Source organism: Pseudomonas sp. WS 5071 (assembly GCF_012985765.1).
Taxonomy (GTDB): domain Bacteria; phylum Pseudomonadota; class Gammaproteobacteria; order Pseudomonadales; family Pseudomonadaceae; genus Aquipseudomonas; species Aquipseudomonas lundensis_A.
The window spans coordinates 1-25701 of record NZ_JAAQWY010000042.1 but is presented as its reverse complement, the minus strand read 5'-3'; the positions used below and the strand labels follow the sequence as shown (position 1 = coordinate 25701).

Annotated in this window: 24 protein-coding genes and 1 tRNA gene; 10 read left to right on the top strand and 15 right to left on the bottom strand. The window is 56.6% G+C overall.

Annotated features, from left to right (window positions below; genetic code table 11):
* Positions 1 to 592: 592 nt before the first annotated feature.
* Positions 593 to 1759 carry a restriction endonuclease gene (locus HBN61_RS20745; protein ID WP_047294704.1) on the bottom strand — a complete coding sequence of 389 codons (1167 nt, stop codon included), beginning with the start codon at positions 1757 to 1759 and terminating at the stop codon, positions 593 to 595.
* Positions 1760 to 2024: 265 nt separating this feature from the next.
* Between HBN61_RS20745 and HBN61_RS20740 the strand changes: the two genes are divergently transcribed.
* Both HBN61_RS20740 and HBN61_RS20735 read left to right on the top strand, forming a co-directional pair.
* Complete coding sequence (locus tag HBN61_RS20740; RefSeq protein ID WP_047294706.1) at positions 2025 to 2645, top strand: hypothetical protein; 621 nt, start codon at positions 2025 to 2027, stop codon at positions 2643 to 2645.
* The gene (locus HBN61_RS20735) at positions 2638 to 3750 is read left to right on the top strand and encodes an XRE family transcriptional regulator (RefSeq protein WP_047294708.1); all 1113 of its coding nucleotides are present in this window, start codon (positions 2638 to 2640) and stop codon (positions 3748 to 3750) included. The genes HBN61_RS20740 and HBN61_RS20735 overlap by 8 nt, the downstream gene beginning before the upstream one ends.
* 109 nt (positions 3751 to 3859) lie before the next feature.
* Here the strand turns inward: HBN61_RS20735 and HBN61_RS20730 are convergent, their stop codons facing one another.
* From HBN61_RS20730 to HBN61_RS20705, 6 genes are all read right to left on the bottom strand, one after another.
* Positions 3860 to 5701 carry a tyrosine-type recombinase/integrase gene (locus tag HBN61_RS20730; protein WP_034115550.1) on the bottom strand — a complete coding sequence of 614 codons (1842 nt, stop codon included), beginning with the start codon at positions 5699 to 5701 and terminating at the stop codon, positions 3860 to 3862.
* A gap of 222 nt (positions 5702 to 5923) precedes the next feature.
* Positions 5924 to 5999 (bottom strand) — tRNA-Gly (locus HBN61_RS20725).
* Between the two features lie 66 nt (positions 6000 to 6065).
* Positions 6066 to 6623 carry a CDP-diacylglycerol--glycerol-3-phosphate 3-phosphatidyltransferase gene (gene pgsA / locus HBN61_RS20720; protein WP_047275824.1) on the bottom strand — a complete coding sequence of 186 codons (558 nt, stop codon included), beginning with the start codon at positions 6621 to 6623 and terminating at the stop codon, positions 6066 to 6068.
* A gap of 32 nt (positions 6624 to 6655) precedes the next feature.
* On the bottom strand, positions 6656 to 8479 hold the full coding sequence (uvrC, locus tag HBN61_RS20715; RefSeq protein WP_170047804.1) for an excinuclease ABC subunit UvrC: 1824 nt from the start codon (positions 8477 to 8479) through the stop codon (positions 6656 to 6658).
* A gap of 2 nt (positions 8480 to 8481) precedes the next feature.
* Positions 8482 to 9120 (bottom strand): response regulator transcription factor GacA, encoded by a 639-nt coding sequence (gacA, locus tag HBN61_RS20710; protein WP_047273603.1) that lies wholly within the window; start codon positions 9118 to 9120, stop codon positions 8482 to 8484.
* Positions 9121 to 9240: 120 nt separating this feature from the next.
* The gene (locus HBN61_RS20705; RefSeq protein WP_094995225.1) at positions 9241 to 9606 is read right to left on the bottom strand and encodes a helix-turn-helix domain-containing protein; all 366 of its coding nucleotides are present in this window, start codon (positions 9604 to 9606) and stop codon (positions 9241 to 9243) included.
* A gap of 81 nt (positions 9607 to 9687) precedes the next feature.
* Between HBN61_RS20705 and HBN61_RS20700 the strand changes: the two genes are divergently transcribed.
* The 7 genes from HBN61_RS20700 to HBN61_RS20670 all read left to right on the top strand — a co-directional run bounded on the left by HBN61_RS20700 (position 9688) and on the right by HBN61_RS20670 (position 16509).
* Positions 9688 to 9918, top strand: coding sequence for a BcepMu_gp16 family phage-derived protein (locus HBN61_RS20700; RefSeq protein WP_070411782.1), 231 nt, complete (start codon positions 9688 to 9690; stop codon positions 9916 to 9918).
* A 677-nt stretch (positions 9919 to 10595) separates the two neighbouring features.
* Positions 10596 to 11684 carry a 3-deoxy-7-phosphoheptulonate synthase gene (locus tag HBN61_RS20695; RefSeq protein WP_170047803.1) on the top strand — a complete coding sequence of 363 codons (1089 nt, stop codon included), beginning with the start codon at positions 10596 to 10598 and terminating at the stop codon, positions 11682 to 11684.
* 268 nt (positions 11685 to 11952) lie between these two features.
* The gene (locus tag HBN61_RS20690; protein ID WP_070411784.1) at positions 11953 to 12834 is read left to right on the top strand and encodes a lipase family alpha/beta hydrolase; all 882 of its coding nucleotides are present in this window, start codon (positions 11953 to 11955) and stop codon (positions 12832 to 12834) included.
* Between the two features lie 92 nt (positions 12835 to 12926).
* Positions 12927 to 13208 carry a peptidylprolyl isomerase gene (locus HBN61_RS20685; protein ID WP_008150918.1) on the top strand — a complete coding sequence of 94 codons (282 nt, stop codon included), beginning with the start codon at positions 12927 to 12929 and terminating at the stop codon, positions 13206 to 13208.
* Positions 13209 to 13328: 120 nt separating this feature from the next.
* On the top strand, positions 13329 to 14099 hold the full coding sequence (locus HBN61_RS20680; protein WP_083293923.1) for a 3-hydroxybutyrate dehydrogenase: 771 nt from the start codon (positions 13329 to 13331) through the stop codon (positions 14097 to 14099).
* 148 nt (positions 14100 to 14247) lie between these two features.
* The gene (locus tag HBN61_RS20675) at positions 14248 to 15354 is read left to right on the top strand and encodes an enoyl-CoA hydratase/isomerase family protein (protein ID WP_170047802.1); all 1107 of its coding nucleotides are present in this window, start codon (positions 14248 to 14250) and stop codon (positions 15352 to 15354) included.
* Between the two features lie 3 nt (positions 15355 to 15357).
* Positions 15358 to 16509 carry an acyl-CoA dehydrogenase family protein gene (locus tag HBN61_RS20670; protein WP_094995229.1) on the top strand — a complete coding sequence of 384 codons (1152 nt, stop codon included), beginning with the start codon at positions 15358 to 15360 and terminating at the stop codon, positions 16507 to 16509.
* A gap of 71 nt (positions 16510 to 16580) precedes the next feature.
* Here HBN61_RS20670 and HBN61_RS20665 read toward each other — a convergent pair whose 3' ends face one another.
* The 7 genes from HBN61_RS20665 to selD all read right to left on the bottom strand — a co-directional run bounded on the left by HBN61_RS20665 (position 16581) and on the right by selD (position 24451).
* Positions 16581 to 17354, bottom strand: coding sequence for an enoyl-CoA hydratase (locus HBN61_RS20665; RefSeq protein ID WP_094995230.1), 774 nt, complete (start codon positions 17352 to 17354; stop codon positions 16581 to 16583).
* Positions 17355 to 17368: 14 nt separating this feature from the next.
* Positions 17369 to 18496 (bottom strand): acyl-CoA dehydrogenase, encoded by a 1128-nt coding sequence (locus tag HBN61_RS20660; RefSeq protein ID WP_170047801.1) that lies wholly within the window; start codon positions 18494 to 18496, stop codon positions 17369 to 17371.
* 9 nt (positions 18497 to 18505) lie between these two features.
* On the bottom strand, positions 18506 to 19699 hold the full coding sequence (locus HBN61_RS20655; protein WP_170047800.1) for an acetyl-CoA C-acyltransferase: 1194 nt from the start codon (positions 19697 to 19699) through the stop codon (positions 18506 to 18508).
* Positions 19700 to 19709: 10 nt separating this feature from the next.
* On the bottom strand, positions 19710 to 20477 hold the full coding sequence (locus HBN61_RS20650) for an SDR family NAD(P)-dependent oxidoreductase (protein WP_070411791.1): 768 nt from the start codon (positions 20475 to 20477) through the stop codon (positions 19710 to 19712).
* A 15-nt stretch (positions 20478 to 20492) separates the two neighbouring features.
* Positions 20493 to 22157, bottom strand: a complete 1665-nt coding sequence (locus tag HBN61_RS20645) for an AMP-binding protein (RefSeq protein ID WP_170047799.1) — start codon at positions 22155 to 22157, stop codon at positions 20493 to 20495.
* 150 nt (positions 22158 to 22307) lie between these two features.
* Positions 22308 to 23417, bottom strand: coding sequence for a tRNA 2-selenouridine(34) synthase MnmH (gene mnmH, locus HBN61_RS20640; RefSeq protein ID WP_094995236.1), 1110 nt, complete (start codon positions 23415 to 23417; stop codon positions 22308 to 22310).
* Positions 23417 to 24451, bottom strand: coding sequence for a selenide, water dikinase SelD (selD, locus tag HBN61_RS20635; protein ID WP_094995234.1), 1035 nt, complete (start codon positions 24449 to 24451; stop codon positions 23417 to 23419). Before selD ends, mnmH begins: the two co-directional genes overlap by 1 nt.
* 635 nt (positions 24452 to 25086) lie before the next feature.
* Here selD and HBN61_RS20630 point away from each other — a divergent pair.
* On the top strand, positions 25087 to 25416 hold the full coding sequence (locus HBN61_RS20630; protein ID WP_094995235.1) for a hypothetical protein: 330 nt from the start codon (positions 25087 to 25089) through the stop codon (positions 25414 to 25416).
* Positions 25417 to 25519: 103 nt separating this feature from the next.
* On the opposite strand, the gene HBN61_RS20625 is transcribed toward HBN61_RS20630, so the two are convergent.
* The coding region (locus tag HBN61_RS20625; RefSeq protein WP_223182428.1) for an electron transfer flavoprotein subunit alpha/FixB family protein at positions 25520 to 25701 on the bottom strand (182 nt) is incomplete at its 5' end.

Here is a 25701-nt window from a genome sequence, read left to right as displayed (position 1 = left end):
GCGATATCAGCCACTTCTTGATGCATCGGTACAACTGGGTTCGACCCCACCAATTCAACGGTGGGTTGGCGCCAGCCCGGGCCGAAGAAAAACTTAACGTCGTGTCCGGGATTAGTTGACCACTACATCACTGGTTGCTGGGGGACAATGAAAATTGGTCGGCTACCGAGAGCGACTAGGTGCACTACGGGAATAAGTTGGCCGGGAAGAAGCCTAAGTGCTTGTCCTGGGATTCGAGCAACCTTCAGCCAGTGGCGCCCATAATCAGTGTTACACCAGCCCGACAGTAGCTGCTCCACTTCAACTAATCGACGATGCATCGATTTGGGAGCCAAATGCTGCCACCAAAGGCGATTCAATCTTATCGTCACGCTCTGTGGCCTCTGAGTTAAGTTATGGGCGGTTTCCGCCTATGCGTGGTGATTCCTTGCTCTTAGGGGTCAAGCCAGCTTCTGACACCGACGTAAAAAATTAACTTGAGGGTAAAGATGATTCCTGGGCTCGCACGCGGTCAGCTTCCGGCGAACTAACCTAGCACCGTGTCACAACGCCGCCCTGCTGCTTATGTTGATGAACTCCAAAGGATCCATCTCTAGGCACTTTCTTCCTCTGCCTGGAAGACCTCGATGAGCTTCTGATTGTAGTCATCAAGGTAGCTTTGAAGCCCATCCCGGTCGATTAGCCGCACGCCCGCCGTGCTGGACAACTCTTTCGCTGATTTCGTGTAGTAGGAGTTCGTGACGACCATGGCCTCGTCACACCCGTAGAAGGCTTTAGCAGAGATGGCCTGCTGCACAGCAGCATTGCCTACAGAGCCAGAGTAGTTCTTAGCCTGGATGACCATGTTTTTACCGAAGCGGGTAACAAAAAGGTCGGCGCCCTGATCAGCAGTCTTCTTGGTCTCTTTGACGTCATAGCCGATGGTCTGAAAGATCTCAACCAGAAAGGCTTCGAACTGAAATCCGTCCATGGCATCCACCAGGTACATGGTGATGAATTGGTTCGGATTGAAATGCTCCAGCTGAGACCCCAGTCGCTCGACGAGAATGTCGAAATAAATCTCCTCGCAGAGGCTCAGACCGTTTCGAAAAACCTGTAGTGAAAGAAGTGGTATGCCAGATGTGGAGGCAGCCTGGGGGTTGAATTGGACATTGGGAAAAGCAACATCATTTTCCCAAAGGTAGTAGTAGAACAGGGCCAAGTCAGACCTAAACGTTGTCCCGGCCTCTTCAATCCAAGAGCGCAAGGTGTCGGCCAGGTCAGCTCGAATGTGGCGGGTCAGCTCTCTCGAGAAACCCAGATAGACCGAGTTGAAGGCGGTTGTTTGCAGCAGCTTGTCCATGAGAGATGGAAGCCCTTCAAGCTCGTCAAAGCCTTTGCGAATCAAAACCTCCCTGAAAAGCTCCCTCTCGCTGTACACACCATCCAAGCGTGGGCCAGGCACGCCCGCGTCATCACTACTACTCGCACTCTCGCGGGTCGTGTGAATGAAATTTGTGAAGTATGGATGCTTCAACTCCGCATATTTTCTCAAGACGTTGTTCAGAAGATCGTTGAGCTGGGCTTGCTCTTTCTTCTTACCGAAGAAGTCTTGAATCAAGCCTTTGGATCGGTACTGAAAATCGGGGTAGAACGAAGGATCCAGCGGAGTGAGGTGCCGCAAAGTAAGCTCTGATGACGGCGAAACCTGGGAGCCCATGCACCATGGGCATGCCGTCTCGAAGGTAGTCCTGCTGCATCCATTGCATTGGTAAATCATTGTACCAACCCCTGTCCTAAGTCATCGCGCGGGCTCGCACGTAATCTTGCAGCGAACATAGCTCAGTGCCGTCTGCGCGTCCATTGAGACTACCCTGGGCAAGCAATTCGTCCTCATTCAAATCTCTTAACTGCTAATGAAAGCCAGCTGTCACGGCCGGAGTAGTCTCAGTACGCCAACGCCCCGAATGGTTGACAACCAATAGAAAATGCACAAAAATGGCGGTTGACACTACTTAATATTTGCACGCTTTTCGGAGAGCCGAATGCCAGAATTCCAGCATCCAAGCGAGCTTGAGCCTAAGCTCAGCCGAGCCCACCTCGATGTCGTTTTCAATAATCTCTTGGACGCTGCGTATAAGGCACTGGAAGCCACTTCGACAGACGATGACACCAATTGGACACGAGGCGTTTTTCCTTATGGGCGCATCCATGGTCGCTTCATACGTCTTCAACGTGAGGGTAACCTCTCTTGGTTTCGGCTCGTCAACAAAACACTGGATTACACGGTCAGCGTCAATGGAGTTTTGATGCAGTTCGTGACTGATGACCCTGACCTACGCAAGAAAGGACATCGTTTACAGAAGAACCAAGTTGAGCGATATCACGACAGCCTTCTCGGGCCAGCCAACGATGGCAACCTCACTTGGCGGGTATACGTAGATAGTGACCGCAACCCTGATGGGCCGACCCTGACAGTCTCAATCCTGGGTTTCGACACGAACCGGAATGTAATCTGCAAATGGGTTCACAACTACGAGCCTCTGGTCTCGGTTCGCACGACCGCACTGTCGCCAGTCGTTGAGATTGTTGACTCGCTACCAATCCGTCGCGACAAAGACGCCGCACAGACAGAAATGAAAGATACTGACTCGAAAGATGAATAACACGACAGGCCTTCTGCCTTGGGGTGACGAGTTTTCACCCGACAAGCTCCGCCTCGCCAGGTGTGCGGCGGGGCGATCCCTTGCTGAGATTGGTGAGCTACTTGGCGTTACCAGGCAGTACGCGCACAAACTTGAGGTCAACGCGATACCTTCTCCCAATCAACTGGAGCGGCTTTGCGAAGTCCTGCGTGTTGAAGAAAACTTTTTCTTTGCCCCCCGAAAAAGTGGCGTCGAGCTAGAGCAATGCCATTTTCGGAGCGTTCGAACTTCGACCCTAACTCTCAAAAAAACCATCGCCGCCCAAGTGGAAATGTTCGAGTTGCTGGTTGATGAGCTGGACAAAGAGGTCGCATTTCCTATCGTGGACTTCGCTGCCCTTGATGAACCTGTCACCGGTGCAGGCAAGATTGAATTAGTAGCAGAGCGATTTCGCAGGGAACAAGGATTAGGCTTAGGCCCACTCTCGAATGTGACAAAGTTAGCAGAGAAGATTGGCGTTCTGGTGGTCAACCTTGCAGACGCTGATGACCGAGTTGATGCTTTTTCTCTCTTTAACAAGCGTCCTTTAATTGTTCGCAATACATCCAAGGCCAACCCTGGAAGGCAACGGTTTGACCTGGCTCATGAGCTCGGCCATCTAGTCATGCACCAAGGGATCGAGACAGGGTGTCGTGAAACTGAGGAACAAGCCAACCAGTTCGCCAGCGCACTCTTGATGCCACGAGCAAGCTTCGCAGCCGAATTCCCAACTATGAGAGGGAAGTACCTAAACTGGACAGCGCTCAAAGAGCTAAAGCTTCGTTGGAAAGTTAGCTTCAAGGCATTAATCTATCGGGCTCGTGCGTTGGATCTGCTAACTGCCGATCAAGCGAAGAGCGGCTTTACCTACCTCGCGCGTAAAGGGTTTACGAAAAGCGAAGAGTTTGACGAGTTGATTCCGATGGAGTCCCCCCTCCTCGTTCAGCGCGCAATCGACTTACTGGACTATACGACTTGGAATCGTGTGCTTGCTGCTGCCGGCTTGAGCACGGAGATGGTGAAGAATCAGTTCATGTTAAACGTACCTATCGCCCCTTTACGGTTAGTGAACAATGCCCAACGCTAGGCCTCCGCCGCACCTCAGGCATCGTGAAGTCCACGCATTCAGGGTGTGCCCGAGCTAGATAGTCCCAAGCAAGCAGCGACATCCGTTATCGCAGCACGAAGACAGCATCTCAGCTTGAACTCAGCGCACTGCAAACGATTCGTGCGGTCCCGTCGAAATTTGCCATATTGAGCACATCGATTGGCGCGCGACCTTTTAATCGCTCATGAGGCTTACAAAGGGCGCCATAAAGCCTCCACGCATCGACATCCGGAAATTGCGCTAACGCCGCAAGCACCAACTTGTGCCGCAGTGGATCAAGCTGCCAATCGGGAATGCGCTGACCGCGATTCCCGAGGCTCAAAGACAGCAGGCGCCGAGCCTTGATATCACGGTTGATCTGATCTCGGGATTTGCCTGCCAGTTTGGCGAAGACAAGCAGCGGCAAATTACTCGAAGCTTCATAGGTGGCTAACATCTCGGCGCGCTGGCGTTGTATGTCAGATACTTGGGGTTCGCGCGGCTGTTCGGTCTGCGTTGGAGCAGGTAGGACAGGTGAATACTGAGCCGAGGTAAGGACCGGTTCGTCGCTGACGGACGTTTTGGAGGCTGGGATCGTCATCGCTGGGAAGCCGCTACTGTACAGAACGGCGTTTGCGTTCGCGCTTTCCGACGAAGGTAACGAAGCTGCGCCCTCTAAACGAATGGTCAGCGGAGAGCTTGCCGCTTTCAGCTGACCCTGCCCCCAAAGGTCCAAACGATTCGCCCAGTCCTGCATCATCGTCCGGCGCTGCTCGACATACTCCGCGTGATTGTAGGCCGCACTCACCTTGTCCGGATCAGCATGAGAAAGCTGGGCATCCACCCACACCTTCGGGTATCCGATCTCGTTCAGCGCCGTCGAGATCGTCGCCCTCATGCCATGACCGGTAAGTTGATCGGCGTACCCCATTCGGCGTAGCGCGCCATTCAGAGTGTTCTCACTGATGCGCTTGCTCAGGTCGCTTCGATGCGCAAACAAGTAGCGTTGCGCAGGGACAACCTGGTCCAGCAAGTGACGCACGATCTCCAGCGCCTGTACCGACAGCGGCACGATATAAGGCGGTACATTTTGGGTCTGTTTACCTGGCTTCCGCATCGCTAGCTGAAGTTGTTTCACCACTTCCGCTGGTATGATCCACAAGCGCTTCTCCAGATCGAACTGATCGGGTGTTGCCAACCGCAATTCGCCCGTGCGAACACCGGTCAGCAGCAACAACCGAAGGCCAAGCCGAGTTTGGTTGGCGCCACCGTAATTTCGAAGAGCAGCCATCAATCCCGGAAGCTCGTCCATACGAAGAAATGGGTTGTGCGTAACCGGAGGTTTGGGGAGTGCGACAACGTCAAGATCTGAAGCTGGGTTGTGTTCCAGCCCCTCGATTTTCACCAGCGCATAGCGGAACAATTGGTTGAACCAGGTCCGGCATTTTTCGGCTGTCGTTAAGGCCTTGCGCTGTTCGATCCTGCTCAGTAAATCCAGCAGATCGTGACGATTGATATCATAGATGGACCGCCCGCCCAGGGTGGGCAGGACGTCTTTATTGAAGATTCTCAAGATCTGCGAGAGCGTGCTCTGCCGCCCTTCCTTCAGGCTTAGCCTGCGGAACTCTACCCACTGATTGAACACGGCCTCGAAGGTGTGCTCTGTCGCAAAACGAACAGCAAGCCGCTGTTGTTTGCGATGCTCATAGGGATTGATGCCCTGGGCAACCAAGGTACGGGCTTCATCACGACGGGTACGGGCTTCTTTAAGCCCAATTTGGGGATAACTACCGAGGGACATGCGCTTCTGCTTGCCTGCCCAGTAGTAGCGGAAGAGCCAGACTTTTCCGCCCCTGGCCGTCACATTGAGTGTGAGACCATCACTGTCGCCGAGGGTGTAGTCATTACCGGTGATTCGGGCGTGCCGAACTGTCATTTCTGAGAGTGCCATCGCGAGCTCCTGAACAGAGTCAGGGCCAGATGCTCATCTCGTTGCGCAAACTGCTCCAGCATCAAACCGATTCGGTACGCGTCAGGATTCTGGACTCAATCCTGGACTTAAACGCACCGGATAGTGCTGGATTTCAGTGGTTCCCGCTGGAACGAAAAAAGGGCCTAAAGGCCCTGATTTCAATCACTTACAGAATTCAGTGGAACTCTGCAGCGCAATATTTGGAGCGGGAAACGAGACTCGAACTCGCGACCCCGACCTTGGCAAGGTCGTGCTCTACCAACTGAGCTATTCCCGCGTCTTGGTGGTGGGCATTCTATAGTTTTCAAAGAATGCGTCAACCCCTTGATTCAAAAAGTGTTATTTATTTTTCAGATGTGGTCTTCAAGTGCGGCCAGGCAGCCCGCAGATATTGGAGCATCGACCACAGGGTCAAACCCGCAGCCACAAGCAGCAGGCCGTAGCCCACCAAGACCCAGAAACTGAAATCCGAAGGGTTGGCCAACAGAATGACCAGCGCCAGCATCTGCGCCGCCGTCTTCCACTTGCCCATGTTGGACACCGCAACCTGAGCACGCGCGCCCAACTCGGCCATCCACTCACGTAAGGCCGAGATGACAATTTCACGACCAATAATCACTGCGGCAGGAAGCGTCAGCCAGACGTTGTGATGCTCTTGCACCAGCAACACCAAGGCCACCGCCACCATCAGCTTGTCGGCCACCGGGTCAAGGAAGGCACCAAATGGCGTGCTTTGCTCCAGACGCCTTGCCAAATAGCCGTCCAGCCAGTCTGTTGCAGCCGCAAAGGCGAAGACAGAACTTGAGGCGACATAACTCCAGCTGTAAGGGAGGTAGAACAAAAGAATGAAGATAGGAATCAGGAGAACGCGTAGTACGGTGATCAAATTAGGGATATTCATCGGCACAACTGGCTACGAGGTGAGGTGGCATTCTACTCGCTGTGCAGGTTTGCATAAATCAACTCAGCGAGCTTTTTACTGATCCCGGGTGCTTTGGCGATCTCCTCGATGCTTGCACGAGACAGCTCTTGTAATCCACCAAAATGTTTCAATAAGTCTCGGCGGCGGGTTGGGCCGACCCCGGCGATACCTTCGAGGGTAGACGTTCTGCGTGTTTTACCGCGGCGGGCCCGGTGCCCGGTGATGGCAAAACGGTGAGCTTCATCGCGAATCTGCTGGATCAAATGCAGTGCGGGCGAGTCCCCTTTTAACGTGAACTCGTGGGCGGCGTCGTTCAAGTACAAGGTTTCGAACCCGGCCTTGCGCGTCGTGCCTTTGGCAACACCTAACAAAATAAGGTCTGGAACTGCCAGTTCATTGAGTACATCCCGCGCCATGGACATTTGTCCCTTGCCGCCATCCACCAGCAAAATGTCCGGCAACTTGCCCTCCCCCTCTTTGAGGCGGCTAAAACGTCGCATCAACGCTTGATGCATCGCGGCATAATCGTCACCCGCGGTCACACCTTCAATGTTGAAACGCCTGTAATCCGACTTGATAGGACCTTCCGGGCCAAATACGACACAGGACGCAACCGTCGCTTCACCGCTGGAGTGACTAATGTCGTAGCACTCCAGCCGCTGCGGAATCTCATCCAGCTTAAGGACCTTGGCCAACGCCTCAAATCGGGCTGCAACATGCTGACGATTGGCCAGACGGGCGCTCAGCGCCTGTTCAGCGTTGGTGACGGCCAATTGCTGCCAGCGGGCACGCGTTCCGCGCACTCGATAGCTGATGGCTATTTCCCTGCCCCGCAGCTCATCAATCGCTGCACTGATGGCTTCAAAGCTTTCGTGCTCGACGTTAACAATCAGTTCGCTGGGCAAATCGCGCTCAGGGCTGCTGATGTAGTACTGCCCGAGAAAAGCCGCCATCACTTCAGCGACGTCTTCCTCGATCCCGACTTGCGGGAAGAAATTCTTGCTACCGAGCACCCGTCCACCGCGCACATTGATCAAGTGCACACACGCCCCGCCTGGGTTAACGAAGGCTGCAATCACATCCACATCGCCATTACCGCCCTCCATGCTCTGCTGATCCTGGACACGGCGTAACAAGGAGATTTGATCGCGCACTTGGGCTGCGCGCTCGAAATCCAGCGCGCTGGCAGCCTGCTCCATTTCAGCATTCAGTTCATCGGTCAGTGCACTGCTGCGCCCTTCCAGGAACATCACCGAGTGGCGCACGTCTTGTGCGTACTCCTGAGGATCAACCAGACCTACGCACGGGCCTTTACAGCGTTTGATCTGATACTGCAGACAGGGCCGGGTTCGGTTTTTGAAGTAACTGTCTTCGCATTGGCGCACCAGAAAGGTCTTTTGCAACAGACTCAAGCTTTCTCGAATCGCCCCGGCGCTAGGGTAAGGCCCAAAGTACTTGCCCTTAGGCTTTTTGGCTCCACGGTGGATACTCAACCGGGGGAATGGACCATCGGACAAAAAGACATAGGGGTACGATTTGTCATCACGCAGCAGAATGTTGTACGGCGGCCGCCATTCCTTGATAAGGGTCTGCTCAAGCAACAAGGCTTCGGTTTCGTTGGCGGTGATCGTGGTTTCGATCTGCGCAATACGCCCCACCAAGGCAGCAGTCTTGGGCGCCAGCCCCGTCTTGCGGAAGTAGCTGGCCAAGCGTTTTTTAAGGTTCTTGGCTTTGCCGACATACAGCAGGCGCGCCTCGCTATCAAACATGCGATAAACGCCGGGCCGACCGCTGCAGGTCGAAAGAAAGGCACTCGGATCAAACACGTCAGTCATTATCAACCGGCATCTACCATGCCATGTCGAACTGCCAGCAAGGCCAGTTCCACATCACTTTTGACGGAGAGTTTTTCGAAGATTCGATAACGGTAGGTGTTGACCGTTTTAGGGGACAAACAGAGCTTGTCCGAAATGACCTGGACTTTCTGGCAGCCCACAATCATCAAGGCAATTTGAATTTCACGTTCGGATAATGCATCGAATGGGGAATCGCTAGCAGGCTGAAATGACTTGAGCGCCAACTGCTGCGCGACTTGCGGGCTGATGTAACGCTGACCGGCAAACACTAGCCGGATGGCCTGAACCATTTCGGCCAGACCTGCTCCCTTGGTCATATACCCTGCGGCGCCCGCCTGCAGAAGACGCGTCGGGAAGGGGTCTTCTTCACACACGGTCACGGCGACTACCTTGATGTCCGGATGGCTACGCATCATTTTTCGCGTCGCCTCAAGACCACCAATGCCTGGCATTTTAACGTCCATCAAGACGACATCTGGCTTCAGTTCACGAGCCTTGATCAACGACTCTTCACCGGACTCGGCCTGGCCGACGACCTGGAGGCCGTCGATATCCGCCAGCATTCGTGTGATGCCTGTACGCACAAGATCATGGTCATCGACCACTAGAACCCGAATCAAGTCGACACCTCGTAAATTGGTCTTCTTTGGTTGCCGACACCTTAGCAAAAAACCAAAGCTCCAACCTACTTACCTGCACCGCCCTTCCCTGGAGACACTTAAAACGCTGATAGACACCTGCTAGGCGTCTGTTGGATCAGGACGAATCTTGCTCGCATGTATGATCGACAGGTCGGCCAGTGTTGTCGTTAAACGGCGGATAGCATCCTGATCTTCTTTTTGCAGCACCCGATAGCTGACCAAAACCTTTTCTTCGACCTGACTCAGATTGTCCATAAGCGTCGGGGTGGGGCTACCTGTCAGTACATACAACACATCCACGCCGCGCTCTGCCACCCGCGACAGATAATCGGCCTTGGGCGCACGATCACCATTTTCATATTTGCCCTGGGCATTAGCTTCAACGCCACCGATCATGCCAAAAGCTTTCTGCGACAAGCCCAGCCGCTCTCTCTCTTGCCTCAACCGCGAACCGATTCCACTCATTTGGATGTAAGTTCCCATTTTAAACAACCGCTAGGATGGTATAATCAAAAAATATTAGACAACTTTGAACGGTTTTGAACTATGACCGGAATTCGTACTGCCGCACAAGCCAAGGCATGGCTGGAACATCAGGGAAAGTCGGTTCAAGAGTTTGCTCGAGAGCACGGCGTTGATCCCGCGACCACCTATCAAGTGCTCGCTGGGCGCAAAAAAGGGAAACGTGGTGAAGCCCACAAAGTGGCGGTACTTCTGGGCATGAAAGACGGCATCATTGCCACTTCTTCTGAAGCGAAATGCGATGAATTGCTTTGAGTATGCGCTTAATTGGGAAGACCACCCCATTTTAGAATTGACCCCGCCCAGGCCCTCGTCTATTGCTTTGCTATAACCCCCCTCTGCCTCGGGGAATGCGGTTCGGGCCTTCACTTGCTAAACCGCTTATAGCCCCCGGAGTCATTACCCATAGAATTTTTTGATTGAATCTGTTGACTGGCCTCGCGTAAGCTTCAAGCCATTCATCGGAGAACAGCCATGTTGCGCGAAGCCACCACAGCCATTTGCCAGATCACCAGCGATTTACGCTTGGTCGGCGCTGTGCGCGCGAACAACACACACTCTGCTGTACGATTTTATTTTGGGTATTGGTTTAGCCACTGGCGCGCCTGATACCCAATCGGCGCCCACGTTTCAGGGGTCGCCTACCAGAGAATTCTCACCCCCGGTCGGCTACCCGACCGGGGGTTTTGTTTTTTTAGCCCCTGATAATTTATTGAATTTGAGGATTTACCCATGAACTACACCACCTATTACCGCTTCGACCTCTGTGCTGCATGGCGATTTAGCAACCGTCGTTCGGGACAGTCTGCCGCCTCCGAACGAAACCACTTGGGTGGCACGCATCCCCTCATAGCCAATACGGCCCATTGTCGAACACCCCACTAGGGCTGAGCGCGCGGGAAAACCCGCAGCCTGCCCAGGAAGCCAGAATCATGAACGCCACTGTATCCGCACTGAACGTTGCTCCAACCACTGCAAGCCATGCGATGACCCAGCGCCTGCCAAGTGCAGCCCAGCTCAAGCAGCAATTACCCCTCAGCGAACCCCTGCATAAGCTGGTTCAGGCCCAACGCCAGGCCATCCGCAACATTCTTGGCGGTGTAGACGATCGCTTATTGATCGTCGTCGGGCCCTGCTCCATCCACGACCCGCAATCCGCCCTCGAATACGCCAGCCACTTGGCCGCCCTGTCCCGCGAAGTGAGCGAGGATATGCTGCTGGTGATGCGGGCCTATATTGAAAAGCCACGCACCACCGTCGGCTGGAAAGGCCTGGCCTACGACCCTCATCTGGATGGCAGCGACGACATGACTCATGGCCTGACGCTGTCACGCGAGTTAATGATCGAAATGTTACGCATGGGGCTTGCGGTCGCGACAGAACTGCTGCAGCCGATTGCTGCTGGCTACTTCGACGACCTGCTGGGCTGGGCGGCCATTGGCGCTCGCACGACCGAATCGCAGATCCACCGGGAAATGGCCAGCGGCCTGGACCTGCCCGTGGGCTTCAAAAATGGCACGGACGGCGGGGTAGCGATTGCGTGTGATGCCATGCGCAGCGCAGCACACAGCCATCGTCATTTCGGCGTGGATGAACAGGGCCATCCGGCAATCGTTTTGACACCCGGCAACCCTGATACTCATCTGGTCTTGCGGGGTGGGCACAGTGGCCCAAATTTCAGCCACACCCACGTGGCCAACGCCCGCGCAGGGCTGGAGAAAAACGGCATTCCCGCGCGTTTGATGGTCGATTGCAGCCACGCAAACAGTGGTAAGGATCCTCTGCGTCAACCTGATGTATTCAACGATGTGCTTGAACAGCGCCTGGGCGGGGATCGGTCCTTGATCGGGATGATGCTCGAAAGTCATCTGTTCGAAGGCTGCCAGCCATTGAGTGGCCACCTGCGTTACGGCGTCTCCGTAACCGATGGTTGCCTGGGCTGGGATGCGACCGAAACCTTGTTGCGCGCGGCTGCCAGCCAATTGCGACAGCAGCGCACGCGTTCTCGTGTGATCGGCTGACGCGGACATCCCCCAGCGTCCCGGGTGGCGGGTGGCGTGCCCGGGACTGGCCCTGAGACCGTTGAGCGTCAGTCTTTTCCAATATGCGGGGTCAAAGTTCAACCACTGCCTACAGATCTTGCCAAGGGGAAAGCAGGAGTCTGCCGACAGTGGCTCTGGAATGAGCCCTCAAGGGTTTGGCTCGACGACATCCCTGCCTTCACGGTTCTGAAACCCTCACCTAAGGTGATCTTTATGGATCACACACTGTTAGAGGATATGCATTGACATGGATACGTCAGCCACCACGAAATACCCGATTGTCCTGGTACACGGCCTTTTCGGTTTCGACCATATTGGCCCGTTCAATTACTTCAATGGCATTAAAGAAGCCTTGAATAACGCAGGTGCCTACGTCTATGTGGCCAAGGTTTCTGCGGCCCACAGCTCCGAAGAACGGGGCGAACAGCTGATAGAACAACTGCGTGCTCTTAACAGGCAAACCGGGGTCGCGAAATTCAATGTTATCGGCCACAGCCAAGGCGCCCTGACCGCCCGTTACGCAGCAGCCGTGGCCCCTGAACTCGTCGCTTCAGTTACCTCTGTCAGCGGTCCCAACCAAGGTTCGGAGCTTGCTGATCGGGTTCGCCAAGTACTGACCCCCGGTGCTCTTCCTGAAACCATTGCGGCGGCCATGAGCTCGGCCCTTGGCAGTTTTATTTCAGCCTTGGGTGGTGAACGAAAGCTGCCACAGAATGCTTTGAGCGCGCTGAATGCGCTGACCACAGAGGGCGTGGCGAAATTTAACCAAACCTACCCCCAAGGGTTGCCGGATACATGGGGCGCAATGGGCGCTGACCGGGTCAATGGCGTTCTCTACTATTCATGGAGCGGAATCATTAAAGGTTCGCTGTTTTCCGAATCCTTGAACCTGCTCGATCCTCTGCACAATGCCTGTCGAGTGTTCGGCAGCTTTTTCACCCGCGAAAGCAAAGAGAATGACGGGATGGTCGGGCGTTACAGTTCCCACTTGGGGCATGTCATTCGTTCGGACTACCCCCTGGATCATCTGGACACCATTAACCATGTTGCAGCGCTGGCCAGCAAAAGCGTCGATCCGGCCGGGCTTTATGTAGAACACGCCCGCCGCCTCAAAGCCAAAGGCGTATAACTCGCAAAGACACGACAACGGCGGGAACTTTTGCCGCGAAAAAAGCGCCTGAATCCGGTAGTCTCACCACTTTATTGAAAGGAGTACTTCCCATGGCCAAAGCCACTGCCCGTCACATCCTTGTTGCCAGCGAAGCCAAATGCAACGAATTGAAAGCGCAAATCGAAGGCGGCGCTGATTTCGCTGAAGTCGCAAAAGCCAACTCCACCTGCCCGTCCAGCCGTCAGGGTGGCGATCTGGGTTCGTTCGGTCCAGGCCAGATGGTTAAAGAATTTGACACCGTGGTGTTCAGCGCACCGATCAACGTGGTTCAAGGTCCGGTAAAAACCCAATTCGGTTATCACCTGCTTGAAGTGACCAGCCGCCAGGATTAATCCTCAAGCGCTGCGTGACAACGGCCCGCCTCTTGGTGGGCCGTTTCGTATCCGCTGCCTTTAACCTCGTGCTACGTTTCCTCCTCACGAACCAATCGTGTCTCACCTGAGGAAATGATCATGAGCCTTAAGGGTAAAACTGCACTGGTAACCGGCTCCACCAGCGGCATAGGCCTGGGTATTGCGTTGAGCCTTGCTAAAGCCGGTGCCGACCTCATCCTCAACGGCTTTGGGGATGCCAGCAAAGTGATTGCCGAAGTGGAACAGTGGGGTGGCCGAGTGGGTCATCATGCCGCCGATGTCAGTGACCCCACGCAAATTGCCGAGATGATCGACTACGCAGAACGGGAATTCGGCGGCATTGATATTTTGGTCAACAATGCCGGTATTCAGCACGTGGCCAGCGTGGAAGCGTTTCCTGTAGAGCAGTGGGACGCCATCATCGCCATCAACCTCTCCTCGGTCTTTCACAGCACCCGCCTCGCCCTGCCCGGCATGCGTAAACGCAATTGGGGACGCATCGTCAACATCGCTTCAGTACACGGCCTTGTAGGATCGGTCGGTAAAGCTGCGTATGTCGCCGCCAAACACGGGGTCATCGGCCTGACCAAAGTTGTCGGCCTAGAAACGGCGACCAGCAACATCACCTGCAACGCCATCTGCCCCGGCTGGGTATTGACGCCACTGGTGCAAAAGCAAATAGACCAACGCATCAGTCAGGGCATCGACCCTTATCAGGCCCAACACGACCTGCTCGCCGAAAAACAACCATCACTGGAATTTGTCACCCCGCCGCAGTTGGGCGAACTGGTGTTGTTCCTGTGCAGTGAAGCAGGCAGTCAGGTCAGGGGGGCGGCGTGGAATGTCGACGGCGGGTGGCTGGCACAATGACCGGGCACATATCTGCAGATCAGGCATGCAAATATGCATGCAAAGCCTGCACTTATTCGGGTTGTAATAGGCAAATTTGCACTGTTAGCATCGAGCATCGTTCGTCAGCGAACAGCCCTTAATAACAAGACAAAGCAGGGAGTTAGTGATGACTGCTCAGGTTTCATCCTCAGCGACACAGGATGTCGAGACCCCGCATTCCGAGATTCTGGCCGAGGTGCGCAACCACATTGGCCACCTGATCCTCAACCGGCCCGGCGGCCTTAACGCCATCAATCTGGACATGGTCCGCGCACTTCAGCACCACCTGGACACCTGGTCCACAGATCCGGCCATCAAGGCTGTTGTATTGAGGGGCGCGGGTGAAAAAGCCTTCTGCGCCGGAGGCGATATCCGCTCGTTGTACGACAGCTACCACAGCCAGGGCACACTGCATTACACCTTCTTCGAAGAGGAATACGCCCTCGACCTTACGCTGCACCATTACCCCAAACCCCTTGTGGCCCTGATGGACGGTTTTGTTCTTGGCGGCGGCATGGGGCTGGTACAGGGCGCTGATTTCCGGATTGTCACTGAGCGCAGCAAACTGGCAATGCCAGAAGTCGGCATCGGATATTTTCCTGACGTCGGCGGTAGTTACTTTCTCACCCGTACACCCGGTCAATTGGGTACGTATCTCGGCGTCAGCGGTGTACAAATACGTGCCAGCGATGCGTTGTATTGCGGCTTGGCTGATCACTTCATTGAAAGCAGCCGACTGCCCGATTTTGACGCTGCACTGAGTACGCTCAACTGGACACTGTCGCCTGCTGACGACCTCAAGACGCTGATCGGGTCCTTGACTGACAGCTCACCATCAGCCCCCCCGCTCGCCACACTGCGCCCCCTCATAGATGACGTGTTCTCGGCGCCCACTGTGTCAGCGATCGTTGATCGTCTGCGTGCGGTCACTCTGCCAGAACAACGCGAGTGGGCCACAGCCACGGCCGATCTGCTGCTCACCCGCTCGCCGCTGGCTATGGCAGTGACCCTTGAAATGCTGCGCCGGGGACGCGAGCTGCCCCTCGAACAGTGCTTCGAACTGGAATTGCACCTCGATCGCCAGTGGTTTGATCGCGGCGACCTGATGGAAGGCGTGCGCGCCCTGATTATCGACAAGGACAAAACGCCTCATTGGAACCCGCCTTCCCTGAACGAACTGGATGCCGCACACGTCGCCAGCTTCTTCTCTGATTTCAAGCCGACAGGAGCCTGAACCATGCAGGACATCGAACTGAGTGAAGAACAAGTGATGATCCGTGACATGGCCCGCGACTTCGCCCGACGCGAAATTGCGCCCCATGCCCAGGCATGGGAAAAGGCAGGCTGGATTGACGACACACTGGTTTCAAAAATGGGAGCGCTTGGCCTGCTTGGCATGGTGGTGCCCGAGGAATGGGGCGGCACCTACGTCGATTATGTTGCCTATGCCCTGGCGGTCGAAGAGATCTCGGCCGGAGACGGCGCCACCGGCGCGCTGATGAGCATTCACAACTCGGTCGGCTGCGGCCCCATCCTCAAGTACGGCAGCGAGGCGCAAAAACAGACTTGGCTGGAAAAACTCGCCAGCGGTCAGGCCATCGGGTGCTTCTGCCTGACAGAACCCCAGGCGGGTTCCGAAGCGCACAACCTGCGCACCCGGGCGCAACTGCAGGACGGCCAGTGGGTGATAAATGGTGCCAAGCAATTTGTCAGCAACGGCAAACGTGCTCAATTGGCCATTGTGTTTGCCGTCACCGATCCGGACCTGGGCAAAAAGGGCTTGTCGGCGTTTTTGGTGCCGACCGATACACCGGGGTTCATCGTGGACCGTACGGAACACAAAATGGGCATCCGCGCTTCGGACACCTGCGCGGTCACTCTGAATAACTGCACCGTGCCCGAAAGCAGCCTGCTTGGGGAGCGCGGCAAAGGGCTGGCAATCGCCCTGTCCAACCTTGAAGGCGGTCGCATTGGCATTGCCGCACAGGCCCTTGGCATCGCCCGCGCCGCGTTTGAAGCCGCCCTCACCTACGCCCGGGATCGCGTGCAATTCGATAAAGCCATCATTGAACACCAGAGCGTCGCCAACATGCTGGCCGACATGCAGACCCGGCTCAATGCAGCGCGCTTGCTGATCCTGCACGCGGCCAGATTGCGCAGCGCTGGCAAACCGTGCCTGTCTGAAGCCTCGCAGGCCAAGTTATTTGCGTCGGAAATCGCTGAGTATGTGTGCTCCAAAGCCATCCAGATTCATGGCGGCTATGGCTATCTGGAAGATTACCCGGTTGAGCGCTACTACCGGGATGCGCGAATCACCCAAATCTATGAAGGATCGAGTGAGATCCAACGCATGGTCATTGCACGCGAGCTGAAACACTATTTGGTTTAAACGCGCCAAGCGCCGTTTACGATTCAACGCAACGCAACGCGGTCAGGTCTGACCGCGTTGCGCCTGATGCATCACTGGTGCTTGAACTGGGCTTCGCGCTTGCCCACAAACGCCGCCATGCCTTCTTTTTGATCCTGCGTGGCGAACAGTGAATGGAACACGCGACGCTCAAAACGTACGCCTTCGGCCAGATTCACTTCGAACGCGCGGTTGACGCACTCTTTGGTCAGCATCAACACCGGCAGTGATTTTTGGGCGATCACCGCAGCCACGTTCAGGGCTTCTTCGACCAATTCGTCCACTGGCACCACGCGTGACACCAGCCCGGAACGTTCAGCTTCAGCGGCGTCGATCAAGCGACCGCTCAGGCACATTTCCATGGCCTTGGCCTTGCCTACTGCGCGTGTCAGGCGCTGGGTGCCGCCCATGCCCGGCAGTACCCCGAGGTTGATTTCAGGCTGGCCAAACTTGGCATTGTCACCGGCCAGAATGAAGTCGCACATCATTGCCAGTTCACAGCCGCCGCCCAGGGCAAAACCGGCAACGGCCGCAATGATGGGCTTGCGCCGGGCAGACACGCGTTCACTGTCCGAGAACAGATCGTCAAGGTAAATTTGTGGATAGGTCAGGTCAGCCATTTCCTTGATGTCTGCACCGGCGGCGAAGGCTTTTTTCGAACCGGTCAAGACAATGCAGCCAATCTCACTGTCCGCCTCCAGGCGGTCGAGTGCGTGATTCACTTCGCTGACCAACTGCGCATTCAAGGCATTCAGGGCTTGCGGCCGGTTCAGGGTGATCAGGCCGACGCGCCCATGAATGTCCAACAGAATGGTTTCGTAGTTCATTGATAAATCCTCATTCAAAGATTGCGCGAAATGACCATGCGCTGAATATCGCTGGTGCCTTCATAAATCTGGCACACCCGCACGTCGCGATAGATGCGCTCCAGCGGGAAGTCGCTCAAATAGCCATAACCACCGAGGGTTTGCAACGCTTTGGAGCAGACGCGCTCCGCCATTTCCGACGCGAACAGCTTGGCTTGCGACGCCTCGACCAGCGCGGACTGCCCGCTGTCACGCAAAGCGGCGGCATAGCGCACCATTTGCCGGGCCACGGCGATTTCTGTGGACATGTCAGCCAGCCGAAACGCCACGGCCTGATGCTCGACCAAGGGCTGCCCGAAGGTGACGCGCTCGCGGGCGTAGTCGCGGGCCGCTTCAAACGCAGCGCGTGCCATCCCGACAGCTTGTGACGCAATACCGATGCGCCCGCCCTCCAGATTGCCCAGCGCAATTTTGTACCCCTGCCCTTCTTCGCCCAAACGATTGGCCAGCGGGATCTTCATGTCGGTGAAGAGAATCTGGCAGGTGTCGGAAGCATGCTGGCCGAGCTTTTCTTCTACCCGAGCCACGCTGTAACCCGGCGTATCGGTGGGTACGATAAACGCCGTGATGCCGCGCTTGCCCGCTGCCGGATCGGTCACGGCAAACACAATCACCACGCCCGCATTTTGCCCCGAGGTAATGAACTGTTTGCAGCCATTGAGCACGTAGTGATCGCCCTCACGACGGGCCCGGGTTTTCAGGTCGCTGGCGTCGGAGCCAGCCTGCGGTTCGGTCAGCGCAAACGCGCCCAGCATGGCACCGCTGGCCAACGGGATCAGATAGTCGCGTTTTTGCTGTTCGGTGCCGTATTTGAGAATGGGCACGCAGCCCACCGAGTTATGCACGCTCATGATCGTGGAGCAGGCGCCGTCGCCCGCCGCGATTTCTTCAAGGGCCATGGCATAGGCCTGATAGCCGGTGTCACAACCGCCCCATTGTTCGGGCACCAACATGCCGAAAAAACCCAGTTCGGCCATTTCCTGAACCGCCTCACGAGGAAAGCGATGCTGTTTGTCCCATTCGGCTGCGAACGGTTTTAAGCGCTCTTGGGCGAACTGCCGGGCCGCTTCACGAATTTGTAGTTGTTCGGGTGTGGGCAGCATAAAAATTCCTTAGTACAGACATTCCACGGCAATCGCAGTGGCCTCGCCGCCGCCAATGCAAATGGCGGCCACGCCGTGCTTGAGTTTTTTCTGGCGCAAGGCCGACAGTAACGTCACCAGGATGCGTGCACCGGAAGCCCCGATCGGATGACCCAAGGCGCAGGCACCGCCATGGATATTGACCTTGTCGTGGGGCAGGTTCAGTTCACTCATGGTGACCAGTGTGACCACCGCAAAGGCTTCGTTGATCTCAAACAGATCAACCTCATTGAGGTTCCAGCCGGTTTTACTCATCAAGCGTTTGATGGCGCCCACCGGTGCGGTGGGAAACAGGCTTGGCTCGTCGGCAAACGCCGCGTGCCCATGAATCACCGCCAATGGTGTAAGCCCGCGCTTTTGCGCCTCGGAACGACGCATCAGCACCAGCGCCGCGGCGCCATCGGAGATCGAGCTGGCGTTGGCCGCGGTCACCGTGCCGCCGTCGCGAAACGCCGGTTTCAGCGACGGAATTTTTTCGGGTTTGGCTTTGGGCGGCTGCTCATCCTCAGTGATCTCACGCTGTTCCTTGCCCACCGCGACCTGCACCGGGACAATTTCAGCGCTGAAGCTTCCCTCGCTGATCGCCTGCTGCGCACGGGCCAGCGAGGCAAGGGCAAAGGCATCCTGGGCCTCACGGGTGAAGCCATGGGCCTGCGCACAATCTTCCGCAAACGTGCCCATCAAGCGGCCGCGGTCGTAGGCATCCTCCAGTCCGTCGAGGAACATGTGATCCAGCACCCGGCCATGCCCCATGCGGTAGCCACTGCGGGCCCGGTCGAGTAGATACGGCGCGTTGGACATGCTTTCCATGCCGCCTGCCACCACCACATCCACCCCGCCCGCCATCAGCCGATCGTGGGCCAGAATCGTCGCTTCCATGCCCGACCCGCACATTTTGTTCAGCGTGGTGCAACGGGTGCCCTTGTCCAGGCCCGCGCCCAACGCGGCCTGGCGCGCCGGGGCCTGCCCAAGACCGGCTGACAGCACGCAACCGAACAGCACTTCTTCAACGCTGTCACTCGACACCCCGGCGCGCTCCACAGCAGCGCGGATGGCCGCAGCGCCTAACTGTGGCGCAGTCAGGCCCTTGAAGTCACCTTGAAAACCGCCCATGGGCGTGCGTGCAGCACTGACTATTACGACTGGATCATTAGACATCGTCATCGCCCTCTCCTTACTTCGCTGCCATGCGCAATGCGCCGTCGAGACGGATCACTTCGCCATTGAGCATGCTGTTTTCAATGATGTGCCGCACCAGCGAAGCGTATTCCGCCGGTTTGCCCAGACGCGGCGGAAACGGCACGCCCGCAGCCAGCGAGTTGCGCACGTCCGGGGTCATGCCCGCCATCATCGGCGTTTCAAAAATGCCGGGGGCGATGGTCATGACACGAATGCCGAAGCGGGCCAGCTCGCGAGCTGCTGGCAAGGTCAGGCTGGCAATCGCGCCTTTGGAGGCCGCGTACGCGGCTTGACCAATCTGCCCGTCAAAGGCGGCCACCGACGCCGTATTAATGATCACCCCGCGTTCGCCATCGACATCCGCAGCCGTTTCAGCAATTGCGGCTGCGGCCAGTCGCAGCATATTGAAACTGCCAATCAGGTTGACGTTGATGACCTGACTGAAGCTCTCCAGGCCGTGAGGGCCGCCCTTGCCAAGGATCTTTTCACCGCGCACGATCCCGGCGCAGTTGACCAGACCGTTAACGCCCCCAAACGCCGCGACGGTGGCGTCAATGGCTGCCTGCGCGGCCTGCGCCTGACTGATGTCCGCCACTGCACTGCGCGCCTTAGCGCCCAAGCGGGTGGCCTGTGCGGCCACTGCGTCCGCGTTCACATCCACCAGCATGACCCTGGCGCCAGCATTGACCAGCATCTCAGCCGTTGCAGCGCCCAAGCCTGAAGCCCCACCTGTGACGATAAAAACTGTGTTCTCGATTTGCATGATTTTTCCTGAAGGTTAAGCCGTGGCCCGGGCGTTCGCCGCCTGTTCAGCCTTGGCGATTTCCTGATTGCGCAAGATAAAGCGCTGCAACTTGCCGCTGGGTGTTTTGGGCAATTCGCTGACAAATTCGATTTCACGGGGATAGGCATGGGCTGCCAGGCGCTGGCGCACGTGCAAGCGCAGGGTTTCTGCCAATTGCGCATCACCCAGGTAATGCGGGCTCAGCACCACAAACGCTTTGACCAACTCGGTGCGCTCAGGGTCAGGTTTGCCGACCACGGCGGCTTCGATCACCGCCGGGTGTTCGATCAAGGCGCTCTCCACATCAAAGGGACCGACACGGTAACCGGAGGTGGTGATCACATCATCGCTGCGTCCGACAAAACTGATGCTGCCGTCCGGATTCAACTCAACGGTGTCGCCACTGAGGTAGTAATTACCGACGAAGGCTTTGGTGGGGAAACCGTGGTAGCCGCCAAACCAGCACATCGGCGACTGACTGCGATCCACGGCTAAAATGCCCGGCTGACCTACGGGCAGCTCCTGATGGTTGTCGTCCAACACCACAATGCGGTGTCCCGGTGAGGCAAACCCCGCCGCTCCCAGGTGCACCGGATGACCAAGCCCATGGTGATTACACAGCACCATGCCGATTTCAGTCTGCCCGTAGTGGTCATGAATGGTGACGTCAAGGTGCTCGGAAAACCAGCGGATGACTTCCGGGTTAAGGGGTTCACCGGCGCTACTGACGGCCCGCAACTGGCCTTTGATTTTGCTGGAAAACGCATCCCCGGCTGCAATCAACAGGCGGTAAGCCGTCGGGGAGCCGGTGAGGTTGGTGATGGCGTACTTTTTGATCACGCGGCAGGTGCTTTCGACGCTAAACGGGCCGTCGTAGAGCGTGATCGGGTGGCCCATCGACAACGGGCCGGTGATGCCGAAGTAAATACCGTACGCCCAACCAGGGTCGGCCAGGTTCCAGAATGCGTCTTCAGGGCGAAGGTCCACGGCGTCGCGGGTGTACGCCTGAAACGCGACGATGGCTTTAAGGGGAACGAGGAGCGGTTTGGCCGGGCCAGTCGTACCCGAGGTGAACATCAGCAGAAAAGGGTCTTCGCCGGTCAGCATTATGGGCTCGCAGACTGCCGGGTAGCGCTCCAGCTCAGCCCAAAAGCTGTAATCGCCCCGCACCAACCCTTGGCCTTTCGGACCGCCCACGGTGACGACCGTCGGGCAGTCATTCACTTCAGCCAGCTTGGGTCGATTGACGGCGTCAGTGACCACCAGCGCCGCGCCGGAGCTGTTAAGGCGATGCTCAATGGCTTTGGGGCCAAAGGCCGTAAACAGGGGTTGGTAGACCGCGCCTATGCGCCAACTCGCCAGTACCACGATCAACAACTCGACATTGCGTGGCAACAGGCCCGCCACTTTGTCGCCGCGCTTGACCCCTTGAGCCAGCAGGAAGTTGGCAAAACGGGCCGCGTGGTCCTGCAATTCGGTAAAGGTGTAGGACGCGCTGCTGGCGTCACGGCCTTCCCAGAACAAGGCAATGCGCCCCGGCAAGGCATGGCGGTCGCAGCACTCGACGCAGGCATTGAGAGCGGTTAAATCGCCATGCAACGCGTGGCTCACTGCACGTTGATAGTCAAAGTCGCTCGTCGCGGTCAGATAGTCGCGCATCAGCAGAATCCCTCGGTCTTTTTATAGGAATGGGAACCGTCGAAAATCCTGCTGATAATCGCCTTGCGAGGGCTCTGCAACAATGGTCAAACCGCTCAAGCTGGTTGACTGGTTTGGCCAATGAGCCATTGACCGTACCTAAAACGCTGTTTAACGGTCCTCGCGGCTGCGGGCATGGTCACGCAAATACGCCAGGACTGCCGCCTGATCCCCTGCGAACACGATCCGTCCGGCTTTCTTTTCACGCTGGAAGGTGTACATCGGATCGTAGTACTCACGCAGCAACGCTTCGATCCACACCCGGTGCAAATCCACAGAGCCGCAACGCTCCTGCTCCTTCAGTGCGCTGCTCATCACCTCCTGCAAACGCTGGTAACGTTCCCCGCCGAGGCGTTTTTGAATATTGGCCAGACTTTCCAACAACCGTTGAGAGAAAAGCGCGAAGCCATGCTCACCATTTCTGGCCACGAACTCAGCACATAACTCAATGACGTAGTCACGCAGGATACGCTCGACCCGGCTGTTCAAGCTGTCTTCCAGCCACACCATTGGCGCAGTCTGCAGGGTTTGGTAGAGGGCTAACGGCAACGCGCAACTGCCCACCGTGCGGCTCTCGTCCTCCAGCACAAACCGCTCAACGCCTTTGTCGCGCTTTTTCAACACATCGATGGCCAAGCGATTTTCAAAATCGATGTTGGACGGTTGACCGGTCGCGCGTTTGCCAAAGCTTGAACCGCGGTGATTGGCGTGGCCTTCAAGGTCCAGCGCATTGTCGAGCTGCACCAGCACATCGGTTTTGCCGGTGCCGGTCATGCCGCCGAGCACCTGCAAATCGCACTGCGCCACGGCATCATCGAGGGTCTGGATCAGAAATGTGCGCAGCGCCTTATAGCCGCCAGTGATGCGCGGGTAGTCAATCCCTGCATCCTGTTTAAGCCACTGCTGGACGATCTGCGAACGCATGCCGCCACGAAAGCAATACAAACACCCGTCAGGATGGGCGCGAGCAAAATCGGCCCATGCTTGCAAGCGCTCGGCCTTGACCTTGCCCGACACCAATTGATGCCCCAGCACCACAGCCGCTTGCTGCCCTTGCTGCTTGTAGCACGTGCCCACGCGCTCGCGCTCGTGGTCAGTCATCAGGGGCAAATTGACCACCCCTGGAAACGCCCCTTTGTGAAATTCAATCGGCGCACGGGTGTCGATCATCGGCCGATCATGGAGAAACAGTTCGCGGAAGTCGGTTATGTCATGAGCCATCATGAAACCTCAACCGCGTGTGTCTGTCGCTCCACCAAACGGCCAATCGGCTCAAGGTTCAAGCCATGCTCGCGGGCCATGTGCAGGAAGGCCTCGTTGCCTTGCGCACTGACAGCGACGAGCAACCCGCCACTGGTTTGCGGATCGCACAGCACACGCTTGTGCAGCTCTTGGACAGGCGAAATTTTGCTCGCGTAACTGTCGTAATTACGCAACGTACCGCCCGGTACACAACCCAGCTCCAGGTAGTACTCCACCGACGCCAAGCGTGGCACGTTGGCGTATTGGATTTGCGCAGTCAGGTCGCTGCCGTCGGCCATCTCAACCAAGTGCCCCAGCAGGCCAAAACCGGTGACGTCCGTCATCGCGGTGACGCCCTCGAGCTTGGCAAACTGGCTGCCAATGCTGTTCAGCGTACACATCCAGTCCCGTGCGACGCCGACATCCTCGGGCCGCAACTTGCCCTTCTTCTCGGCGGTGGTCAGGATGCCAATCCCCAATGGCTTGGTCAGGTACAGCAAACACCCGGCGGTCGCGGTGTCGTTGCGCTTCATCTGGCGCTTATTGACGACACCGGTCACGGCCAGACCGAAGATCGGCTCCGGGGTGTCAATCGAATGCCCGCCTGCCAACGGGATCCCTGCCTCATCACACACCGCACGGCCCCCGCGAATCACTTCACGGGCCACCTCAGGCGGCAACAGGTTCACCGGCCAGCCCAGAATGGCGATCGCCATTAAGGGATCGCCGCCCATGGCGTAGATGTCGCTGATGGCATTGGTGGCCGCAATGCGGCCGAAATCGAACGGGTCATCGACGATGGGCATGAAAAAATCGGTGGTCGACACCACGCCGCGCTCATCATCCAAGGCGTAGACCGCCGCGTCATCACGCGATGAATTACCGACCCACAGCTTTGGATCAAGGTGTTGCGCACCACTGCCCGCAAGAATGACTTCAAGTACCTGAGGCGAAATTTTGCAGCCGCAACCTGCTCCGTGGCTGTACTGCGTCAGGCGAATCGGCTCGCTCATAGGGCACCTTTAATGGGTATCAAAGTGCCAGATACTAACAGAGCGGCCACTGCTGCTGGCCCACGGCATACACCGCCCGTACTAAAAGCACTGCAATACGGCGAAATCCACTGGTCACAGGTTGTTGGCAAGTCCCGAAGCCGCCAATCGCCGAGCCAGAGCAGATGACCGCCATGCTGGAAACAGACCGACGAGTCACATATGTAGTGCTTTAAAATATTCACTACATATGTGTTGACGACGGCTTTTTCCTTTTGCATGATGCAGACGTCTTCCCCACCGGAAGCGTTGGAAAAAGTGGTTGTAAGCATGTTCGACGAGCCGTCGGACTGTTCCGGGATAGGTACTGCCCACAAGGCAGAATTGATGAAGCGGACCTGGTTTGATCGTCCGATGTCAGGATGAGCGAAACTGGCGAGACGCCCTCATGAAGCTTGTGGCTGATGCATCACGTCACCCGAAGCATGCTGGCTCGCGCTGTTCTCCCTTATTTAGGCCGATGTTGTAGTAGCACTGTTCTACTACTACACATCACGGGTTCAAGTCAGGATCTGCATTAGATGGACACTACGTAGCGCTGCATGTGCAGTTGCGCGAATCAATTGACAGATCAACGAGTGGTCAAGGAGTTAGCGATGAACCTGAATAACCAACCTACTGTTAACGAACTGGCCGAACTGTTTGCCAGTCGTAAAGACACACTCGACGATCATATTGTGTGGGTCAATGAAGCGGGCGAAGTCCATATCGACGCTGTCACGCAATACCCAGAAGAATCTGAGTTTGAAAAGCAGCATCCACAGATGCGTGCACGACTCAAAATGTACCGCCGCGGCCAGGGCTACGTTGGCAAGAAGGCCGCAGCGGACACACACTTTATGGAGAAGGTTCTGCACACCCTGACCCTGACTTGGGAAAAGGCGAAAGAAGAACCTGCCGTTGTGAAAGTGAACAGCTACTGCTGATTCGCACACCCCATTGAAAGCCCCGGACAGTGTCCGGGGCTTTTTTATGGGTGGGGCAGGCATCCCCCTGCCCCACCCTCCACCTGTGGCAACAGCCATCGAGTCAGAGCGCCCGCTCCAGCTCAGGTACGGCTTCGAACAAGTCCGCCACCAGGCCGTAATCGGCCACCTGGAAGATCGGCGCTTCTTCGTCCTTGTTGATCGCAACGATCACTTTGGAGTCTTTCATGCCCGCCAGGTGCTGGATCGCGCCGGAAATACCGACCGCGATGTACAGCTGTGGCG

What these genes read in the sequence shown, in the direction of transcription:
- HBN61_RS20745 (WP_047294704.1), bottom strand. Translation starts at nt 1,759, where the DNA reads ATGATTTACCAATGCAATGGATGCAGCAGGACTACCTTCGAGACGGCA.
- HBN61_RS20740 (WP_047294706.1), top strand. Translation starts at nt 2,025, where the DNA reads ATGCCAGAATTCCAGCATCCAAGCGAGCTTGAGCCTAAGCTCAGCCGA.
- HBN61_RS20735 (WP_047294708.1), top strand. Translation starts at nt 2,638, where the DNA reads ATGAATAACACGACAGGCCTTCTGCCTTGGGGTGACGAGTTTTCACCC.
- HBN61_RS20730 (WP_034115550.1), bottom strand. Translation starts at nt 5,701, where the DNA reads ATGGCACTCTCAGAAATGACAGTTCGGCACGCCCGAATCACCGGTAAT.
- pgsA (WP_047275824.1), bottom strand. Translation starts at nt 6,623, where the DNA reads ATGAATATCCCTAATTTGATCACCGTACTACGCGTTCTCCTGATTCCT.
- uvrC (WP_170047804.1), bottom strand. Translation starts at nt 8,479, where the DNA reads ATGACTGACGTGTTTGATCCGAGTGCCTTTCTTTCGACCTGCAGCGGT.
- HBN61_RS20705 (WP_094995225.1), bottom strand. Translation starts at nt 9,606, where the DNA reads ATGAGTGGAATCGGTTCGCGGTTGAGGCAAGAGAGAGAGCGGCTGGGC.
- HBN61_RS20700 (WP_070411782.1), top strand. Translation starts at nt 9,688, where the DNA reads ATGACCGGAATTCGTACTGCCGCACAAGCCAAGGCATGGCTGGAACAT.
- HBN61_RS20695 (WP_170047803.1), top strand. Translation starts at nt 10,596, where the DNA reads ATGAACGCCACTGTATCCGCACTGAACGTTGCTCCAACCACTGCAAGC.
- HBN61_RS20690 (WP_070411784.1), top strand. Translation starts at nt 11,953, where the DNA reads ATGGATACGTCAGCCACCACGAAATACCCGATTGTCCTGGTACACGGC.
- HBN61_RS20685 (WP_008150918.1), top strand. Translation starts at nt 12,927, where the DNA reads ATGGCCAAAGCCACTGCCCGTCACATCCTTGTTGCCAGCGAAGCCAAA.
- HBN61_RS20680 (WP_083293923.1), top strand. Translation starts at nt 13,329, where the DNA reads ATGAGCCTTAAGGGTAAAACTGCACTGGTAACCGGCTCCACCAGCGGC.
- HBN61_RS20675 (WP_170047802.1), top strand. Translation starts at nt 14,248, where the DNA reads ATGACTGCTCAGGTTTCATCCTCAGCGACACAGGATGTCGAGACCCCG.
- HBN61_RS20670 (WP_094995229.1), top strand. Translation starts at nt 15,358, where the DNA reads ATGCAGGACATCGAACTGAGTGAAGAACAAGTGATGATCCGTGACATG.
- HBN61_RS20665 (WP_094995230.1), bottom strand. Translation starts at nt 17,354, where the DNA reads ATGAACTACGAAACCATTCTGTTGGACATTCATGGGCGCGTCGGCCTG.
- HBN61_RS20660 (WP_170047801.1), bottom strand. Translation starts at nt 18,496, where the DNA reads ATGCTGCCCACACCCGAACAACTACAAATTCGTGAAGCGGCCCGGCAG.
- HBN61_RS20655 (WP_170047800.1), bottom strand. Translation starts at nt 19,699, where the DNA reads ATGACGATGTCTAATGATCCAGTCGTAATAGTCAGTGCTGCACGCACG.
- HBN61_RS20650 (WP_070411791.1), bottom strand. Translation starts at nt 20,477, where the DNA reads ATGCAAATCGAGAACACAGTTTTTATCGTCACAGGTGGGGCTTCAGGC.
- HBN61_RS20645 (WP_170047799.1), bottom strand. Translation starts at nt 22,157, where the DNA reads ATGCGCGACTATCTGACCGCGACGAGCGACTTTGACTATCAACGTGCA.
- mnmH (WP_094995236.1), bottom strand. Translation starts at nt 23,417, where the DNA reads ATGGCTCATGACATAACCGACTTCCGCGAACTGTTTCTCCATGATCGG.
- selD (WP_094995234.1), bottom strand. Translation starts at nt 24,451, where the DNA reads ATGAGCGAGCCGATTCGCCTGACGCAGTACAGCCACGGAGCAGGTTGC.
- HBN61_RS20630 (WP_094995235.1), top strand. Translation starts at nt 25,087, where the DNA reads ATGAACCTGAATAACCAACCTACTGTTAACGAACTGGCCGAACTGTTT.